Source organism: Streptomyces sp. NRRL S-378, from assembly GCF_000720645.1.
Lineage (GTDB): Bacteria > Actinomycetota > Actinomycetes > Streptomycetales > Streptomycetaceae > Streptomyces.
Genome location: NZ_JOBX01000025.1, coordinates 22,296 through 39,889, shown reverse-complemented (window position 1 = coordinate 39,889; position 17,594 = coordinate 22,296). Strand labels below are relative to the sequence as shown.

Below are 17,594 nucleotides of genomic sequence, written 5' to 3'. Positions count from 1 at the left end.
ACGGGGAGTCGGCTCACGGGGGGACCGGGTCGGGTCACGAGGGGTCGGGTCACGAGGGGTCGGGTCACGACGGGTCGGTCACACCACGTCGGGTACGCGCAGCACCTCGGTGATGCCGCGCGCCGCCAGATGGGCCGGATCCTCGGCGCGCTCCGCCAGCACCACCGCGGGCCGCACCCCCCGGTCCGTCAGCAGGGTCCAGGCGTCGAAGAACGCGCCGCCGGGGGCGCACACGGAGCGGCCCGGGGCCGCCTCCGTCCCGCCCACGTCCACCGCGAGCGCGGTGGAGCGCGGAGGGGGGCGGTGCGCGCGTCCGCGCCACTCCCGGGCGATCCGGGCGAGGGCGGCGCCGGCCGGCTTGGCCGCGCCGTCGTTGGCCAGCAGGCCGAGGCCGTACTCCAGCTCCGGGAAGTCGGCGAGCTCCCGGGACACGTCGTGCGAACACCACCAGGTCACGCCCCACAGGTCAGGGCAGTCCAGCGCGTTCACGACGGTGGCCTCGGTGAACCGCGCCGCCTGCTCCGGCCCGATCAGCGGCGCCGGGGCGCCGGCCTCCTGGAGCCACACAGGGCGGTGCGGGTCCTCAGCCCAGGCCTTGGAGAGCTCGATCAGGTACGCCGCGTGGTGCTCGGTCGCCGTCCCGCTCGCGCCGTGGCGCTGCGCCGTGCCGTCGAACACCCAGGAGTGGACGGCGGTCGCCCCGCCCAGCCCCGCCGCCTGGGCGGGTGTGAAGGGGTGGCCGTCCCGGTACCAGACGGCGTCGTACTCGGCGTGCAGGTGGAGGCGTCCGGGCGCCCCCCGTTCGCAGGCCGCCAGCATCCGCTCCAGCCAGTCGGCGGCCTGCGCGGGGGTGATGCGGTCGGGGTCGGGGTGCGGGGCGCCGGAGAACTGGTTGATCTCGTTGCCGACGGTCATGCCGAGGAAGTTCGGCCGGTCGGCGAGGGCCGCGGCCAGCGTGCGCAGGTACTCCTCCTGCCCGGCGACCACGTCGGGGTCGGTGAAGATGTTGCGCCGGTGCCAGGTCGTGGTCCAGGCGGGCAGGAAGTCGAAGCTCGACAAGTGCCCCTGCAGACCGTCCACGTTGACGTCGAGGCCGCGCTCGGCGGCCGCGTCGGCGAGCGCGACGAGCTGCTCGACTGCGCGCGGCCGGATCAGCGTGCGGTTCGGCTGGAAGACCGGCCACAGGGGGAAGACGCGGACGTGGTCCAGTCCGAGCGCGGTGATCGCGTCGAGATCGGCCCTGACCGCGTCGAGGTCGAAGTCCAGCCAGTGGTGGAACCAGCCCTGGGCCGGCGTGTAGTTGGCACCGAAGCGGAGCGCGTCATCCTGCACGAGGAGTCCTGGGGTTCGGGGGTGCGCACGAATTCACCGGACGGGCCACAAACTGCCGCTGCCGATGCGGAAAGTCAACAGGGCCTATCCCGAGGCGACTTATGCGCTTCAGTCCAGGCACGGCAAGGGGACGTGCGGGGAAGTGGCCGGAAGACTAATGCGGTTTAGTGCGGGCGGCGGTGAGGGAAGTGTGCGGAAAACGGCAGTGGATCTCCGGTCACTGCCGGCGCCGTCCCGGCCGCCGCCGCACGCCGGGACCGAGCCGGTGCGGTGGTTGACGGGCCGTCCGCCGACGGGGCCCGGGGGCGGCCATGCGGCCGTCCGGGCTGCCCGCCGCGGCCGGATCGCGTACGGTCCGGCCATCGCCGTCCGCTCGGTCCGGACCGGCCGGAGGAGGAATGAGGCAGGCCATGGCCCGCAGACCCACGATCAAGGACATCGCCCGCCGGGCCGGAGTGTCGGAGAGCGCCGTCTCCTTCGCCCTCAACGGCCGGCCGGGCGTCTCGCAGGACACCCGGGCCCGGATCCGCCGCGTCGCCGAGGAACTCGGCTGGCAGGCCAACAGCGCCGCCCGCGCGCTCTCCGGCGAACGCTCGGGTGCCGTCGGACTCGTCCTGGCCCGCCCCGCGCACACCCTGGGCGTCGAGTCGTTCTTCCTGCAGCTCGTCTCCGGCATCCAGGAGGCCCTCTCCGCCGCCCGGACCGCCCTGCTGTTCCAGGTCGTCGAGGACGTGGACGCCGAGTGCGCGGTCTACCGCCGCTGGTGGGCCGAACGCCGGGTCGACGGCGTGCTCGTCGTCGACCCGCGTACCGGGGACCCGCGCCCCGCGCTGCTGGCGGAGCTGGGCCTGCCCGCGGTCACCATCGGCGAGCCCGGCCCGCCGCCCGGGCCCGCGACGGTCCCCGCGCCCGCGGCGGACCCGGGCTCCCTCCGCGCCCCCGGCCCCCCGCCCACCCCCGCACCGGCGTCCTTGCTGTGGCCGGTCTCCGCGGTCCGGGCCGACGACGCGGGGGCGATGGCGCAGGTCCTGGACCACCTTCACGGGCTGGGGCACCGCCGGATCGTCCACATCGCGGGGCTCCCCGGCCTCGCGCACACGGTTCGACGGATGGAGTCCCTCCGGTCCGAGGCCGCGCGGCGCGGGCTCGGACCGGACCACGTGCGTTCGGTGGTCACCGACTACTCCGACGCGCAGGGCGCTGCCGCCACCCGCCGGGTCCTCGCCGAGCCGCAGCCCCCCACCGCGCTCGTCTTCGACAACGACGTGATGGCCGTGGCGGGCAGCGCGGTCGCCGCCGAGCTGGGCATCCCCGTACCGGACCTGCTGTCGATCGTGGCCTGGGACGACTCCGCGCTGTGCCGGGTCACCCACCCCCGCCTCACCGCCCTCGTCCGTGACACGGCCGGCTTCGGGCGCCTGGCCGCCGAGGAACTCCTGTCCGTGCTCGCCGGCGGCCCGCCCCGGGTGCGCGAGAGCGAGCAGCCGCGCCTGGAGCCCCGCGACAGCACGGCACCGGCCCCGGCGCATACTGATTCCTGACCCCTTCCTGGAGCCGCCACCGTGATCACCCCCTCCGCCCCGTCGCCCGCACCGCCCGCCGCCGAGGCGGCCGCCGGACCGACGGTGGCGATCGACATCGGCGGCACGAAGATCGCCGGGGCGCTGGTGCACCCCGACGGGACGATGACGGCCACCACCCGCCGCGCCACCCCGCGCGGAGTGGACGCCGAAGGGGTCATGGCGGCGGTTGCCGAGGTCGTGGGAGACCTGTCCGCGTCGCCGCTGTGGGCGTCCGCGGTCCGGTGCGGGATCGGCAGTGCCGGCCCCGTGGACACCTCCCGGGGCACGGTCAGCCCGGTCAACATCGGCGCGTGGCGGGACTTCCCGGTCCAGGAGCGGGTCGCGGCCGAGCTCAAGGCCCGCGGCGCCGGCCTGCCGACCGTACTGGCCGGCGACGGGGTGGCGATGACCGCGGCCGAACACTGGCTGGGCGCGGCCCGCGGGCACGCGAACGCCCTGTGCATGGTGGTCTCCACCGGCGTCGGCGGTGGCCTGATCCTCAACAACCGGCTCCACCCAGGCCCCACCGGCAACGCGGGCCACATCGGCCACATCAGCGTGGCCTTCGACGGCGAGCCGTGCGTCTGCGGCGGCCGCGGCTGCGTCGAGTCGATCGCCTCCGGCACGGCGATCGCCCGCTGGGCCCTCGACCAGGGCTGGACCCCGTCGGCGGGCTCCGGCACAGGAGACCCGGGCGCACCGCGCGACGCCACTGCGGCGGGTGTGGCCGCTTCGGCCGCGCAGGGCGATCCGATCGCCCTGGCCGCCTTCGACCGCGCAGGCCGCGCCCTGGCTGCCGCCATCGCGGCCGCAGCGACCCTCGTGGAAACGGACATCGCGGTCATCGGAGGGGGCGTGGCAGCCGCCGGAGACACCCTCTTCGGCCCGATCCGCAGCCACCTCGCGCAGTACGCCACGCTCTCCTTCGTCCAGGGGCTCCGGGTGGTGCCGGCGACCCTGGGCACCCATGCGGGCCTGATCGGCGCGGCCGCGGCGGCGACGATGCTCTCGGCCCCGCTCCCGCCCGTGGCCGCGTCCTCGCCCGAGGCGTGAGCGTCAGGGCTTGACGGACCGGTAGTACCGGCCGGCGCCCTCGTGGAGCTCCAGCGGGTCGGTGTAGATCGCCGTCCGCAGGTCCACCAGCTGCGCCGCGTGCACCGCGCGCCCGACCCGGTCGCGGCTGCCGATCACCGTCCGGGTCAGCCGCTCGGTCAGCTCGGGGTCGGTCTTGGCCGTGGTCACCAGCAGGTTCGGTACGGCCAGGGTGGTCACCGAGCTGGTGTTGCGCGCCCGCGTGTACGCGTCCTGCGGCATGACGGCCGTGCGGTAGTAGCGCGTCGGGCTGCCGCTGCCCTGGAGCTGCTCCACCAGGTCGCCGAGCTGGACGAGCCGGATGTCGAAGCGCTCCGACAGCTCCTTCACCGCGTTCGTCGGCAGGCCGCCCGACCAGAAGAAGGCGTCGATCCGGCCCGCCTCCAGCTCGGTCGGCATGGTGTCGATGCCGATGGACACCGGCGTGATGTCCAGGACGGGGTCGATGCCGGCCGCGGTGAGCAGCCGGTCCGTGACGAGCCGCACGCCGGAGCCGGGCTGGCCGATCGCCACCCGCTTGCCCCGCAGGTCCCGGGCCGACTGCACGGGGGACCCCGACGGCACCACCAGCTGCACGTAGTCGTCGTAGAGCCGCGCGCATCCGCGCAGGAGGTCCGCCCCGGGCTTGCCGTCGTGCTGGTACTTGGCGACCGCGTCCGCCGTCGCCACGGTGAAGTCCGCCTCGCCGGTGGCCAGCCGCTTGAGGTTCTCCTGCGAGCCCTCGCTGGTCACCAGCGTGACGTCCACCCCGGGCATGTCCTGCCCGAGCGCTTGCTGCAGGAGCTGTCCGTAGCGGTGGTAGACGCCGGTCCGCGCGCCCGTGCTGAAGGTCAGCTCGCCCTCCGGCTCCGACGGCCCGAAGGGTTTCAGCCACCACGTGAGGACGCCGAGCACGGCGAGTACGGCCACCAGGACCCGCAGGGCGTGGCGCCTGCTGATCCGGGGCGGTACGAGAGGCATGGCCGAGATCCTGCCACCCGGCCGCCGTCCTGTCACGGCGCGGGCCGTCCGCGGACCCCGCCCGGGACCGCCGTCCACGCCCTTGACCTGCGGCTCGTCCGGTTCGGCAGCCTCCCGCCCGGGGACCGGGCGCACGGCGACCGGAGGGCTCCCGTCCACCGCCTACCCTTGTTGCATGACCAGCAGCGACCGGAGCCAGGCAGTGGACGAGAAGCGAAGCTACGAGGTGCGCACCTACGGGTGCCAGATGAACGTGCACGACTCGGAGCGGCTCTCCGGTCTGCTGGAGGAGGCCGGATACGTCCGGGCGCCCGAGGGCTCCGACGGCGACGCCGACGTGGTGGTCTTCAACACCTGCGCGGTCCGTGAGAACGCCGACAACAAGCTGTACGGCAACCTCGGCCGGCTCGCCCCGATGAAGACGAAGCGCCCCGGCATGCAGATCGCCGTCGGCGGCTGCCTCGCCCAGAAGGACCGCGACACGATCGTCAAGAAGGCCCCCTGGGTCGACGTCGTCTTCGGTACGCACAACATCGGCAAGCTCCCGGTGCTGCTGGAGCGCGCCCGCATCCAGGAGGAGGCGCAGGTCGAGATCGCCGAGTCGCTGGAGGCGTTCCCCTCCACGCTCCCGACCCGCCGCGAGTCCGCGTACGCCGCCTGGGTCTCGATCTCCGTCGGCTGCAACAACACCTGCACCTTCTGCATCGTCCCGGCGCTGCGCGGCAAGGAGGAGGACCGCCGGCCCGGCGACATCCTCGCCGAGGTGGAGGCCCTGGTCGCCGAGGGCGTCTCGGAGATCACCCTGCTCGGCCAGAACGTGAACGCCTACGGCTCCGACCTGGGCGACCGCGAGGCCTTCAGCAAGCTGCTGCGCGCCTGTGGCCAGATCGAGGGCCTGGAGCGGGTCCGCTTCACCTCCCCGCACCCGCGCGACTTCACGGACGACGTGATCGCCGCGATGGCCGAGACGCCGAACGTGATGCCGCAGCTGCACATGCCGCTGCAGTCCGGTTCGGACCCGATCCTGAAGGCGATGCGCCGCTCGTACCGCCAGGAGCGCTTCCTCGGCATCATCGAGAAGGTCCGTGCGGCCATCCCGCACGCCGCGATCTCCACCGACATCATCGTGGGCTTCCCCGGAGAGACGGAGGAGGACTTCCAGCAGACGATGCACGTGGTGCGCGAGGCCCGCTTCGCGAACGCGTTCACCTTCCAGTACTCCAAGCGGCCCGGCACCCCCGCCGCCGACATGGACGGGCAGATCCCCAAGGAGGTCGTGCAGGACCGCTACATGCGCCTGGTCGCCCTCCAGGAGGAGATCTCCTGGGAGGAGAACAAGAAGCAGGTCGGCCGCACGCTGGAGGTCATGGTCGCGGAGGGCGAGGGCCGCAAGGACGGCGCCACGCACCGTCTCTCCGGCCGCGCCCCCGACAACCGCCTGGTGCACTTCACCAAGCCGGAGCAGGAGGTCCGCCCCGGTGACGTGGTCACCGTGGACATCACCTACGCCGCCCCGCACCACCTGCTGGCCGAGGGCCCCACGCTGACCGTGCGCCGCACCCGCGCCGGCGACGCCTGGGAGAAGCGCAACGCCGCCCCGGCCCAGCCGGCGGGCGTCATGCTCGGCATCCCGACGCTGGGCGTCCCGGCGCCCCTTCCGGCCGTCGCCTCCGGCTGCTCGGTGCCGGCCTCCTCCTGAGGTCCTGGAGCCGTGGGGCGGCGGCCCGGCTAGGCTGCGGATCATGCTCGTAGCCGCTGCCGTCTGTCCCGCCCCGCCGCTGCTCGTGCCGGAGGTCGCCGCGGGCGCCGCCGCCGAACTCGGCGACGCCCGCACCGCCTGCTCCGACGCGCTCGCGGTGCTCGCCGCCTCCCGGCCCGATCTGCTGGTCGTGGTCGGGGCCGCCGCCGAGGGCGGTGGATACGACCAGGGCACCCCCGGCACCTTCGCCGGGTTCGGCGTGGACCTGACCGTCACCCTGGGCCCGGACCTCGGCGAACCGCCGAGCGGCCGGGCCACGGGGAGCACCCTCCCGGCCTCCCTCGCCGTGGGGGGCTGGCTGCTCGGGCAGGCCCGCTGGTCGGCCGCCCCGGTCGCCGGGGTGGCCGTCGCCGAAGACCTCCCCCCGAGCGGCTGCGGCCTCCTCGGCGCGGACCTGGGCCGCTCCGCCGACCGCGTGGCCATGCTGGTCCTCGGGGACGGCAGCGCATGCCGCACCCTCAAGGCCCCCGGCTACCTGGACGAGCGCGCCGCGGGCTTCGACGCGGCCGCCGCCCGCGCACTGGGCGCCGCCGACGTGGCCGCGCTCGCCGGCATCGACGCCGCCCTCGCCGCCGACCTCCAGGCCGCCGGCCGGGCCCCCTGGCAGGTGCTGGCCGGCGCCGCCGAGGGCGCGGACCTCACCGGGCGCCTGCTCTACGAGGACGCCCCGTACGGCGTGGGGTACTTCGTCGCCGTCTGGTCCTAGCGGGTCGGCACGCCCCGGGCGCCCGCAGGGCGGCTCACGGGCCCGGGAACACCGAAGGGGCGCGTCAGGAGGCTGCCGGCGGCGTCGGCCCGCCGGGAGCGTCCTTGTGCGCGATCTTGCCCAGGGCGTCCTTCGCCTTGCCCGTCCCGCTCGTGATCTGGCCGCTGTACTTGCCCTTGGTCTTGGAGTCCACGGCCTTGGCGACCTTGTCCAGACCCTCGCTGATCCTGCCCTCGTGCTGGTGCGCGAGATCGCCGACCTTGTCCTTCGCCGGACCGAGCTTGGCCTTCAGATTGTCCAGCAGGCCCATGGGTCACCTTCCGTTGGCGTTCGCTACGTACGGGCGCCCTCGCCGGCCTCGCTGTCCGCGGCCACCTCGGCCGACTGCTGCTTCGGGATCTCCACGGCTTCCACCGGCTCGCTCTCCGCGACAGCAGCTCCGGCCTCCTCGGCCGCACCGGACTCCGCCGCCGGAGCCGCGGCCGCGACCTCCTCGGTCACGGCCTCGCCCTTACGACGAAAAAACCGATCAAAAACGCCCATGTCTACTCCCGTAACGTTACGCGTGTGAGTGAAGTTCCGCGGTGACCGAACCGGTCCGCGCCGGGCGTGCGCACGGCGTGCGCCCGGCCGGAACCTCGCCAGGGCAACGACCCCTCTGCGACCCCGTCACGTCGCTCGATCGGGTACATGGACGCGTCTTGACCGGGGGCTGAGAGACTGGGGCGGTGAGGAAAGCAGCCCCCGCCCCGCGGGTCATCGCCGTCGTCGGTCCCACCGCGGCAGGAAAGTCAGACCTGGGCGTAGCCCTGGCACGCCGGTTCGACGGCGAAGTCGTCAACGCAGACTCCATGCAGCTGTACCGGGGGATGGACATCGGCACCGCCAAGCTGACGGCCGAGGAGCGCGGCGGGGTCCCGCACCACCTCCTCGACATCTGGGACGTCACCGACACCGCCAACGTCGCCGAGTACCAGCGGCTGGCCCGCCTGGAGATCGACAAACTGCTCGCCGAGGGCCGCACCCCCGTCCTCGTCGGCGGATCCGGCCTGTACGTCCGGGGCGCCCTCGACGTGATGGAGTTCCCCGGCACCGATCCCGAGGTCCGCGCCCGGCTGGAGGAAGAGGTCACCCTGCGCGGTCCCGGCGCCCTGCACGCCCGCCTCGCCGCCGCCGACCCGGAGGCCGCCCGGGCCATCCTGCCCAGCAACGGCCGGCGCATCGTCCGCGCGCTGGAGGTCATCGAGATCACCGGCAAGCCGTTCACCGCGAACCTGCCCGTTCACGAGTCCGTCTACGACACCGTCCAGATCGGCGTCGACGTGGCCCGGCCCGAGCTCGACGAGCGGATCGCAGTGCGCGTCGACCGGATGTGGGAGGCCGGGCTGGTGGACGAGGTCCGCGCGCTGGAGGCCCGCGGGCTCCGGGACGGCATCACCGCCTCCCGCGCGCTGGGCTACCAGCAGGTGCTCGCCGCGCTCGCCGGCGAGTGCACCGAGGACGAGGCCCGGGCGGAGACGGTCCGGGCGACCAAGCGGTTCGCCCACCGCCAGGACTCCTGGTTCCGCCGTGATCCGCGGGTCCACTGGCTCAGCGGGGCCGTCGCAGACCGGGCGGAACTCCCCGGACTTGCCGCGTCGTTGGTCGAACGAGCGGTTACAGCCTGATCACGTGATGGCATCGGGAAGCCCCGGGCGCCCGTAGCAGGCCTGAGGGCGTGCCATCATCAAACTCCAGCGGGTGCGATCACCTGCGATGCATGGCGGCGTACTGAGTCCGAGTGGGGAGGGCGCGTGGCGATGGAGGCCGGCCCTCGCGACACCGGGCGGGACGACACCCGGCGGGAAGCGGATCCGATGCTTCTCGGCGGGACTGACGGGACCGCGGGCCTCGGGCTGCCCGCCGACCCCGCGCGGCTGACGCCCGACGGCCCGGACGCCCCGGACACCGCCGAGGCCGAGGCGGCCGCCGGACCCGAGTTCGAGGTCGAACTGCGACCCCAGCGCCGCCTGCGCGTGTGGCAGATCGCCCCCATCGTGATGCTCGCCGCCGCCGGTTCGCTGATGTTCGCCTTCCCCCTCGCCTTCGAGTTCGGCGACGGCGGAGCCGTGGTGGCCATGCTCGGCTTCCTCATCAGCTGCTGCGCCGGAGGCTGGGGGATGATGGCCGCCCGACGGGTCGGCTACACCTGGCCCGGCCTCCCGGCCCGGGGGAGCGGCCGCCGCCCCGACTGGCGCATGGCCGCGCTGTACGCCGTGGTCGCGCTGGTCGTCGTGGGCCTCGCCGTGTACCGGGTCGCCCGGCTCCGCTGACCCCGCCAGGTCGCCCGGCTCCGCCGACCGCCGCAGGGCCCCCGGTGATCGCCGTCGCAGCCCCGGTGATCCCCGCCGGGACCGGGTGATCGCCACCGGGCCCGGTGATCGCGGACGGGCCGCACGGCTGCTCTGAGCAGGGGCTCGGTACGATGGGCGGGTGACGCAGACCACCCTCCCCTTCCTCAAGGGCCACGGCACCGAGAACGACTTCGTGATCGTCCCGGACCCGGACAACGCCATCGAGCTGCCCGCGTCCGCCGTCGCGAAGCTCTGCGACCGGCGCGCCGGCATCGGCGGCGACGGCGTCCTCCACGTCGTCCGGTCCGCCGCGCACCCCGAGGCGGCGCACCTGGCCGACGAGGCGGAGTGGTTCATGGACTACCGCAACAGCGACGGCTCCATCGCCGAGATGTGCGGCAACGGCGTGCGCGTCTTCGCCCGCTACCTCCAGTACGCCGGTCACGTCGAGCCGGGTGACCTCGCCGTCGCCACGCGGGGCGGTGTCAAGTACGTGCACCTCGACAAGGGGGGCGACGTCACCGTCTCGATGGGCCGCGCAGCCTTCCCCGAGGGCGAGGTCACGGTCAGCGTCGGGGCGCGCAGCTGGCCCGCCCGCAACGTGAACATGGGGAACCCGCACGCGGTCGCGTTCGTCGACAGCCTCGACGACGCCGGGAACCTGTTCACCGCCCCGCCGTTCAGCCCGGCGTCCGCCTACCCGACGGGTGTCAACGTCGAATTCGTCGTCGACCGCGGCCCCCGGCACGTCGCCATGCGCGTCCACGAGCGCGGTTCCGGCGAGACGCGCTCCTGCGGCACCGGCGCCTGCGCCGTCGCCGTGGCCGCCATCCGCCGCGACGGCGCGGACCCCGCCACCACCGGCGAACCGGCCACGTACACCGTCGACCTCCCCGGCGGAACGCTCGTCATCACCGAACACCCCGACGGCCGGATCGACATGACCGGGCCGGCCGTGATCGTGGCCGCGGGCGCGTTCGACGAGGCCTGGCTCACCGAAACGGCTTTCTCCTGAAGCTTCCCTCTAATGGGTGATCCGTTTCACGCTGTGCGAGAGGTGGACTGCGCCACGTGGTGGGGTCGGTAACATCAGGCACCGGCCCTGAGGGCTCACCCCATGCCCACCACCGCCGGTCGAAGCCGCCGGAGGTGCCCATGAGTGCAGAGGCCACGAACCCCGAAGCACACCCCGAAGCGCGCCCTGAGCTCCGCAGACGGGGCCGGAGCAGGCTCGATCTGCGCCGGCTCGGGCGCGCGGCCCTGCTCGGGCCGACGTCCCGGGACCGGCTCCCCGACGCGATCGGCCACGTCGCCGAGGCTCATCGCGCCCATCATCCGGACGCCGATATGTCCATTCTGCGGCGTGCTTATCTCCTCGCCGAGAGCTCCCATCGCGGCCAGATGCGAAAAAGTGGTGAGCCGTACATCACACATCCGCTCGCCGTTACCCTGATCCTCGCCGAACTGGGCGCCGAGACGACCACCTTGACGGCCTCTCTGCTGCACGACACGGTCGAGGACACGGACGTGACCCTCGATCAGGTCCGGGCCGAGTTCGGCGACGAGGTCTGCTTCATCGTCGACGGCGTCACGAAGGTCGAGAAGATCGACTACGGCGCCGCTGCCGAGCCGGAGACCTTCCGCAAGATGCTCGTCGCCACCGGCAACGACGTCCGCGTGATGTCCATCAAACTCGCCGACCGGCTGCACAACATGCGCACCCTGGGCGTGATGCGCCCCGAGAAACAGGCGCGCATCGCCAAAGTCACGCGCGACGTCCTGATCCCGCTGGCCGAGCGGCTCGGCGTGCAGGCCCTCAAGACCGAACTGGAAGACCTCGTCTTCGCGATCCTGCACCCCGAGGAGTACGAGAGCACCCGCGCCCTCATCGCCGCCCACGCCGGCGAGAGCGACCCGCTGCCCGGCATCGCCGACTCCGTACGGAGCGTCCTGCGCGAGGCCGGCATCGCCGCCGAAGTACAGGTCAGGCCGCGGCACTTCGTATCCGTGCACCGGATCTCCCGCACCCGCGGCGAGCTGCGCGGCTCCGACTTCGGACGCATCCTCATCCTCGTCGGCGAGAACGCCGACTGCTACGCCGTCCTGGGCGAGCTCCACACCTGCTTCACCCCGGTGGTCTCGGAGTTCAAGGACTTCATCGCCACCCCCAAGTTCAACCTCTACCAGTCGCTCCACACCGCCGTGGCCACGCCCGAGGGCTACGTGGCCGAGGTCATCGTGCGCACCCGGCAGATGCACCGCGTCGCCGAGGCCGGCGTGGTCGCGCTCGGCAACCCCTACGCCACCGCGACCCCGGACGCCACCGCCGACCCGGACGAGGAGCGGGCCGACCCCACGCGGCCCGGCTGGCTCTCCCGGCTGCTCGACTGGCAGCAGTCCGCGCCCGACCCCGACACCTTCTGGACCGTGCTCCGCGCCGAGCTGGCACAGGACCGGGAGATCACCGTGTTCCGGGCCGACGGGGGCACGCTGGGCCTCCCGGCCGGGGCCAGCTGTGTCGACGCCGCGTACGCACAGCACGGCGAGGCGGCCCACGGCTGTATCGGCGCCCGCGTCAACGGGCGCCTCACCTCCCTGTCCTCGCCGCTGTCCGACGGGGACACCGTCCAGCTGCTGCTCGCGCAGGACACCTCCTCCGGACCCGCCGCCGAATGGCTGGACCACGCCAGGACACCCGCCGCCCGCATCGCGATCAGCAGCTGGCTCGATTCCCATCCCGACCGCGCCATGGCCACCACCACGGCCGCGCGGGCGCCGCTGTCGGTCATCGGAGCCCGGGGCGGCGGGGCCAACGCCGTCGCCGACCTGCCCGACGCCACCGTACGGCTGGCCGGGTGCTGCACCCCGGTCCCGCCGGACGCGGTGGCCGGCTTCCTGGTCCGCGGCGGAGCCGTCACCGTGCACCGCGTCCAGTGCGCGGCCGTGGCGCAGATGCGCGCCGTGGGCCGGACCTCCGTCGCCGTGCACTGGAGGGCCACGGCGGACTGCCGGGTCACCCTGCTCGCTGAATCGTTCGGCCGCCCCCACCTGCTCGCGGACCTGACCGAGGCCATCGCCCGCGAGGGCGTCGAGGTGGTCTCCGCGACCGTGGAACCGCCGGTCGAGGGCCGGGTCCGGCACACCTACACCCTCCAGCTGCCCGATGCGGCCGGACTCCCCGCTCTGATGCGCGCCATGCGGGACGTGCCGGGCGTGTACGACGTCAGCCGGGCGTAGGGGGCGGCCGCCGGAAGGTCCCGTTCGGGTGGACCCGTCGCGCGCCGTGCACGGCCCCGCGGCGGGCACTGGTAAGCGATGGTGGATGCAGCTCTCCTCGCCCCGCCTGCGCGCCGCCCTGCTCGCCGCGGCCTCCCTCACCCTCGTCGCCGCGGTACTGCCCCCGCCGAAGCCCCTGGGCATCGGCGACCGGCTCTTCCCCGAGCTCGGGAACCCCGGCTACGACGTGCTCTCGTACGACCTGTCCTTCACGTACAAGGACAACCTGACCCCGCTCGACGCGGTCACCGTCATCGACGCCCGGGCGCTGGAGCCGCTGGAGCGGATCAACCTGGACTTCACCCACGGCAAGGTGGCGTCCGCCGAGGTCAACGGGGAGCCCGCACGGTTCGAGAGCGTGGGGGAGGACCTCGTGCTGACCCCGCGGCACGCGGTCGCCGACGGCGGCGCGCTGCGCATCACCGTCCGGCACACCAGCGATCCGCGCGGCCGCGGGGACGGCGGCTGGGTGCCCACCGAGGACGGTCTGGCCATGGCCAACCAGGCGGACGCCGCCCACCGCGTGTTCCCCTGCAACGACCACCCCGCCGACAAGGCCCTCTTCACCTTCCGGATCAGCGCCCCCGGCGGGCTCACGGCCGTCGCCAACGGCCTCCAGGCGGGACCGGCCCGGCGCACGGGCGCCTCGACGACGTGGACGTACCGGACCCGGCACCCGATGGCCACCGAGCTGGCCCAGGTCTCCGTGGGCCGCTCCGCCGTCGTGCACGGGACCGGCCCGCACGGGCTGCCCCTGCGTGACGTGGTGCCCGCGGCCGACCGCCGGCGGCTCGACCCCTGGCTGAAGAAGACCGCCGGCCACATCGCGTGGATGGAGGAGCGGGTCGGCCGCTACCCCTTCGAGAACTACGGGGTGCTGATCGCCCGGGCCACCACCGGCTTCGAGCTGGAGACGCAGACCCTCTCGCTCTTCGAGAGCAGCCTGTTCTCCGGCGAGGGCTACCCCGACTGGTACGTCGAGGCGGTCATGGTCCACGAACTCGCCCACCAGTGGTTCGGCGACAGCGTGAGCCCCCGCACCTGGTCCGACCTGTGGCTCAACGAGGGACACGCCACCTGGTACGAAGCCCTGTACGCGGACGGGCTCGGCAAGTACTCCCTGGAGCGGCGCATGCGCGAGGCGTACCAGCGCTCCGACCAGTGGCGGGCGGCGGGCGGCCCCCCGGCCGCCCCGAAGGCGGCCGCGCCCGGCGAGAAGATCGGCCTGTTCCGGCCGGTGGTCTACGACGGCTCCGCGCTGATCCTCTACGCGCTGCGGCAGGAGATCGGCGCCGCCGCCTTCGACCGGATCGAACGGCGCTGGGTCGCGCAGTACCGGGACGGCATCGCCGGCACGGCGGACTTCGTACGCCTCGCCTCGCAGGAGGCGGGCCGTGACCTGGGGCCCTTCCTGGAGCCGTGGCTGTACGGAGCGAAGACCCCGCCCATGCCGGGGCACCCGGAGTGGAGCGCCCCGGCGGCGGACAAGGCCGCGCCCCGCAAGGCGGTGGCGGGCGAGGCGCCTGCGGGCAAGGCGGCTCCGGGCGAGGCGGCTGCGGGCAGGGCCGTGCCCGCCGGGAAAAGGGTGTGACCGCCGAGGAACGGGCATGTCACCATCGACGGGTCCGTTCGGGGAATCCCCGGACGGTGTGACACGTTGGACGAGACAGCTACCGTGTCCCCGCCGGACGTGACACTGCTATTCGAATCGACGTAAGGATCCAATGACCTCCTCTTCTTCCCCTTCCCAGGACGCGCGGGACGCATCCGACGTGCGTGACCCGCAGAGCTTCACCGAGAGCCTTCGGGCCGATGCCCTGATGGAAGAGGACGTCGCCTGGAGCCACGAGATCGACGGAGACCGGGACGGCGACCAGTTCGACCGATCCGAGCGCGCGGCTCTGCGCCGCGTGGCCGGCCTCTCCACCGAGCTCGAAGACGTCACCGAGGTCGAGTACCGACAGCTCCGCCTGGAGCGCGTCGTCCTCGTCGGTGTCTGGACCTCCGGCACGGTGCAGGACGCGGAGAACTCCCTCGCGGAGCTCGCCGCCCTCGCCGAGACGGCGGGTGCTCTCGTACTGGACGGCGTCATCCAGCGCCGCGACAAGCCGGACCCGGCGACCTTCATCGGCTCGGGCAAGGCCCGCGAGCTGCGTGACATCGTCATGGAGAGCGGCGCCGACACCGTCGTCTGCGACGGTGAGCTCAGCCCCGGTCAGCTCATCGCCCTCGAAGACGTCGTCAAGGTCAAGGTGGTCGACCGGACCGCACTGATCCTCGACATCTTCGCCCAGCACGCCAAGTCCCGAGAGGGCAAGGCGCAGGTGGCGCTCGCGCAGATGCAGTACATGCTGCCGCGACTGCGCGGCTGGGGTCAGTCGCTGTCCCGGCAGATGGGTGGCGGCGGCGGTGGCGGCATGGCCACCCGAGGCCCCGGTGAGACCAAGATCGAGACCGACCGGCGACGGATCCGCGAGAAGATGGCGAAGATGCGCCGGGAGATCGCGGACATGAAGACCGGCCGTGACATCAAGCGGCAGGAACGGCGCCGCAACAAGGTGCCCTCGGTCGCCATCGCCGGTTACACCAACGCGGGCAAGTCCTCGCTGCTCAACCGCCTCACGGGCGCGGGCGTCCTGGTGGAGAACGCCCTGTTCGCCACCCTCGACCCGACCGTGCGCCGGGCCGAGACGCCGAGCGGCCGGGTCTACACCCTGGCCGACACGGTCGGCTTCGTCCGGCACCTGCCCCACCACCTCGTCGAGGCGTTCCGCTCCACGATGGAGGAGGTCGGCGACTCCGACCTGATCCTGCACATCGTGGACGGCTCGCACCCGGCGCCGGAGGAGCAGCTGGCGGCGGTGCGCGAGGTCATCCGCGAGGTCGGCGCGGTCGACGTGCCCGAGATCGTGGTGATCAACAAGGCCGACGCCGCGGATCCGCTCGTGCTGCAGCGGCTGCTGCGCATCGAGCGGCACTCCATCGCCGTCTCGGCGCGGACGGGCATGGGCATCGAGGAACTCCTCGCGCTCATCGACTCCGAGCTGCCGCGGCCCGAGGTCGAGGTGGAGGCCCTGGTGCCGTACACGCGCGGCTCGCTCGTCGCCAAGGCGCATGCCGAGGGCGAGGTGATCTCCGAGGAGCACACCCCGGAGGGCACCCTGCTCAAGGTGCGCGTCCACCAGGAACTGGCGGCGGACCTGGCGCCGTACGCGCTGGCGAAGCAGTAGCCGAGCCGGTGCCCACCACCTGACGGTGAGAGCATGACGGCATGACGTTCGAGGGCCCCCTGCGGTGTGCAGGGGGCCCTCCGTCGTTCGCTCTCCGTCTTCTCCGCGGCGGGGCGGTACGGAGCGTCCTGCTGCTCCGCGGCGGGGCGGTACGGCAGCGGGGACTACTTGAACTTGCGGCTGACGGCGTCGAAGATGCCCTTCGCCTCCGGGCCCAGCCGCGGTCCGGCCAGCCATCCGGCCTTGGCCGGGCCGATCGAGGTGTTCGACACCAGCGCCGGCTTGCCGTTGGAGCCCGTCGCGACCCAGCCGCCACCGGAGGCACCGCCGGTCATCGTGCAGCCGATGCGGTACATCACCGGCTCGTTCGCCCTCAGGGTCAGCCGGCCCGGCCTGTCCGTGCACTGGAAGGCCTTCTGGCCGTCGAACGGGGCCGCCGCCGGGTAGCCCGTCGCCGTCAGGCTCGCGACCTTCGGCACGGCGGGGGCGGCGAACTCCACCGGCAGTGCCGAACCGACCGTCTCCTCGAGGGACTTGCCGCTGCCCTTCTCGGGCGTCACGTGCAGCACGGCGAAGTCGTACGGAGCACCCGCGCCGCCGGTCGGACCGCCGGTCGCGATCCACTGGTCGGAGGTCTGCGCCCAGTCGCTCCACCACACGCCGAACGGGGCCACCTGCTCGCGGGGCGCGCCCTTGAGCTGCGCCGACGGCTTGCCCGCGTTGTTGTAGGAGGGGACGAAGGCGATGTTGCGGTACCAGCCGCCCGCCTTGCCGGCGTGCACGCAGTGGCCCGCCGTCCAGACCAGGTTCGACTTGCCGGGGTGCGCGGGGTCCTTGACCACGGTCGCCGAGCAGACCATCGAGCCCTCGGGGCCGTCGAAGAAGACCTTGCCGGACTCCGGAACGCTCTGGTGGTAGGGCGCGTTGGCCGGCTTGGCCGCGACCGGCACCGGGGTCGGGTCGGTGACGCCCTGGTCCTTGCCCGCGTCCGGGTCGACCGACGGCCGCTGCGGCTGCTCGGCATCGCGCATGCGGTCCGGGTTCCAGAGGTCCTCGATGATCGGGTTGATGTAGTCCCCCGCCTCGCGGAGCCAGTCCTCCTGCTTCCAGTTCTTCCACTCACCCCCCTTCCACTTCTCCAGGTCGATGCCGCGTTCCTTGAGCTTTTCCTTGAGCTGGTCCGGGATCTTTATCCCGTCCGTGTTCGGCAGGCTCGCCGCCACGGTCGGCTTGGCGTCGCCGCCGGCCTCCCCGTCGCCGGGGCCGCAGGCAGCGGCGGTCAGCACGAGGGCGGCCGCGCACAGCGTCGCGGTGACCGGTCGGTTCGGTCGCATGTCGTTCGTC

The 17,594-nt window shown here is 73.3% G+C and carries 15 protein-coding genes; 10 read left to right on the top strand and 5 right to left on the bottom strand.

Annotated features, from left to right (window positions below; genetic code table 11):
• Positions 1 to 78 precede the first annotated feature (78 nt).
• Positions 79 to 1,332 carry a glycoside hydrolase 5 family protein gene (locus IH80_RS0119255; RefSeq protein WP_030961973.1) on the bottom strand — a complete coding sequence of 418 codons (1,254 nt, stop codon included), beginning with the start codon at positions 1,330 to 1,332 and terminating at the stop codon, positions 79 to 81.
• A 410-nt stretch (positions 1,333 to 1,742) separates the two neighbouring features.
• Here IH80_RS0119255 and IH80_RS0119250 point away from each other — a divergent pair, with 410 nt between their 5' ends.
• On the top strand, positions 1,743 to 2,873 hold the full coding sequence (locus IH80_RS0119250; protein ID WP_107056858.1) for a LacI family DNA-binding transcriptional regulator: 1,131 nt from the start codon (positions 1,743 to 1,745) through the stop codon (positions 2,871 to 2,873).
• Positions 2,874 to 2,957: 84 nt separating this feature from the next.
• Positions 2,958 to 3,947 (top strand): ROK family protein, encoded by a 990-nt coding sequence (locus tag IH80_RS0119245; protein WP_030961970.1) that lies wholly within the window; start codon positions 2,958 to 2,960, stop codon positions 3,945 to 3,947.
• A 3-nt stretch (positions 3,948 to 3,950) separates the two neighbouring features.
• Here IH80_RS0119245 and IH80_RS0119240 read toward each other — a convergent pair whose 3' ends face one another.
• Positions 3,951 to 4,946: a TAXI family TRAP transporter solute-binding subunit gene (locus IH80_RS0119240; RefSeq protein WP_030961969.1), complete on the bottom strand. Its 996-nt coding sequence runs from the start codon at positions 4,944 to 4,946 to the stop codon at positions 3,951 to 3,953.
• A gap of 175 nt (positions 4,947 to 5,121) precedes the next feature.
• Here IH80_RS0119240 and miaB point away from each other — a divergent pair, with 175 nt between their 5' ends.
• Together miaB and IH80_RS0119230 are read left to right on the top strand one after the other, a co-directional pair.
• Positions 5,122 to 6,645, top strand: coding sequence for a tRNA (N6-isopentenyl adenosine(37)-C2)-methylthiotransferase MiaB (miaB, locus tag IH80_RS0119235; protein WP_030961968.1), 1,524 nt, complete (start codon positions 5,122 to 5,124; stop codon positions 6,643 to 6,645).
• Between the two features lie 43 nt (positions 6,646 to 6,688).
• The gene (locus tag IH80_RS0119230; protein ID WP_030961967.1) at positions 6,689 to 7,411 is read left to right on the top strand and encodes a class III extradiol dioxygenase subunit B-like domain-containing protein; all 723 of its coding nucleotides are present in this window, start codon (positions 6,689 to 6,691) and stop codon (positions 7,409 to 7,411) included.
• Between the two features lie 64 nt (positions 7,412 to 7,475).
• On the opposite strand, the gene IH80_RS0119225 is transcribed toward IH80_RS0119230, so the two are convergent.
• The gene (locus IH80_RS0119225) at positions 7,476 to 7,721 is read right to left on the bottom strand and encodes an antitoxin (protein ID WP_030961965.1); all 246 of its coding nucleotides are present in this window, start codon (positions 7,719 to 7,721) and stop codon (positions 7,476 to 7,478) included.
• Between the two features lie 23 nt (positions 7,722 to 7,744).
• The gene (locus tag IH80_RS43865; protein ID WP_324609412.1) at positions 7,745 to 7,912 is read right to left on the bottom strand and encodes a gliding motility protein; all 168 of its coding nucleotides are present in this window, start codon (positions 7,910 to 7,912) and stop codon (positions 7,745 to 7,747) included.
• Between the two features lie 227 nt (positions 7,913 to 8,139).
• On the opposite strand from IH80_RS43865, the gene miaA reads away from it, so the two are divergent.
• The 6 genes from miaA to hflX all read left to right on the top strand — a co-directional run bounded on the left by miaA (position 8,140) and on the right by hflX (position 16,250).
• Positions 8,140 to 9,078, top strand: a complete 939-nt coding sequence (gene miaA / locus IH80_RS0119215) for a tRNA (adenosine(37)-N6)-dimethylallyltransferase MiaA (RefSeq protein ID WP_030961962.1) — start codon at positions 8,140 to 8,142, stop codon at positions 9,076 to 9,078.
• Positions 9,079 to 9,210: 132 nt separating this feature from the next.
• Positions 9,211 to 9,723 carry a hypothetical protein gene (locus tag IH80_RS0119210; protein ID WP_030961961.1) on the top strand — a complete coding sequence of 171 codons (513 nt, stop codon included), beginning with the start codon at positions 9,211 to 9,213 and terminating at the stop codon, positions 9,721 to 9,723.
• Between the two features lie 160 nt (positions 9,724 to 9,883).
• Positions 9,884 to 10,759 carry a diaminopimelate epimerase gene (dapF, locus tag IH80_RS0119205; protein ID WP_030961960.1) on the top strand — a complete coding sequence of 292 codons (876 nt, stop codon included), beginning with the start codon at positions 9,884 to 9,886 and terminating at the stop codon, positions 10,757 to 10,759.
• Positions 10,760 to 10,899: 140 nt separating this feature from the next.
• Positions 10,900 to 12,981 (top strand): RelA/SpoT family protein, encoded by a 2,082-nt coding sequence (locus IH80_RS0119200; protein WP_030961958.1) that lies wholly within the window; start codon positions 10,900 to 10,902, stop codon positions 12,979 to 12,981.
• 85 nt (positions 12,982 to 13,066) lie between these two features.
• The gene (locus tag IH80_RS0119195; RefSeq protein WP_030961956.1) at positions 13,067 to 14,611 is read left to right on the top strand and encodes a M1 family metallopeptidase; all 1,545 of its coding nucleotides are present in this window, start codon (positions 13,067 to 13,069) and stop codon (positions 14,609 to 14,611) included.
• 133 nt (positions 14,612 to 14,744) lie between these two features.
• Positions 14,745 to 16,250 (top strand): GTPase HflX, encoded by a 1,506-nt coding sequence (gene hflX, locus IH80_RS0119190; protein WP_030961955.1) that lies wholly within the window; start codon positions 14,745 to 14,747, stop codon positions 16,248 to 16,250.
• Between the two features lie 164 nt (positions 16,251 to 16,414).
• On the opposite strand, the gene IH80_RS0119185 is transcribed toward hflX, so the two are convergent.
• On the bottom strand, positions 16,415 to 17,584 hold the full coding sequence (locus tag IH80_RS0119185) for a trypsin-like serine peptidase (RefSeq protein ID WP_030961954.1): 1,170 nt from the start codon (positions 17,582 to 17,584) through the stop codon (positions 16,415 to 16,417).
• Between the last annotated feature and the right edge of the window lie 10 nt (positions 17,585 to 17,594).

What these genes read in the sequence shown, in the direction of transcription:
- IH80_RS0119250 (WP_107056858.1), top strand. Translation starts at nt 1,743, where the DNA reads ATGGCCCGCAGACCCACGATCAAGGACATCGCCCGCCGGGCCGGAGTG.
- IH80_RS0119240 (WP_030961969.1), bottom strand. Translation starts at nt 4,946, where the DNA reads ATGCCTCTCGTACCGCCCCGGATCAGCAGGCGCCACGCCCTGCGGGTC.
- miaB (WP_030961968.1), top strand. Translation starts at nt 5,122, where the DNA reads ATGACCAGCAGCGACCGGAGCCAGGCAGTGGACGAGAAGCGAAGCTAC.
- IH80_RS0119230 (WP_030961967.1), top strand. Translation starts at nt 6,689, where the DNA reads ATGCTCGTAGCCGCTGCCGTCTGTCCCGCCCCGCCGCTGCTCGTGCCG.
- IH80_RS0119225 (WP_030961965.1), bottom strand. Translation starts at nt 7,721, where the DNA reads ATGGGCCTGCTGGACAATCTGAAGGCCAAGCTCGGTCCGGCGAAGGAC.
- IH80_RS0119210 (WP_030961961.1), top strand. Translation starts at nt 9,211, where the DNA reads ATGGAGGCCGGCCCTCGCGACACCGGGCGGGACGACACCCGGCGGGAA.
- IH80_RS0119200 (WP_030961958.1), top strand. Translation starts at nt 10,900, where the DNA reads ATGAGTGCAGAGGCCACGAACCCCGAAGCACACCCCGAAGCGCGCCCT.
- IH80_RS0119195 (WP_030961956.1), top strand. Translation starts at nt 13,067, where the DNA reads ATGCAGCTCTCCTCGCCCCGCCTGCGCGCCGCCCTGCTCGCCGCGGCC.
- hflX (WP_030961955.1), top strand. Translation starts at nt 14,745, where the DNA reads ATGACCTCCTCTTCTTCCCCTTCCCAGGACGCGCGGGACGCATCCGAC.
- IH80_RS0119185 (WP_030961954.1), bottom strand. Translation starts at nt 17,584, where the DNA reads ATGCGACCGAACCGACCGGTCACCGCGACGCTGTGCGCGGCCGCCCTC.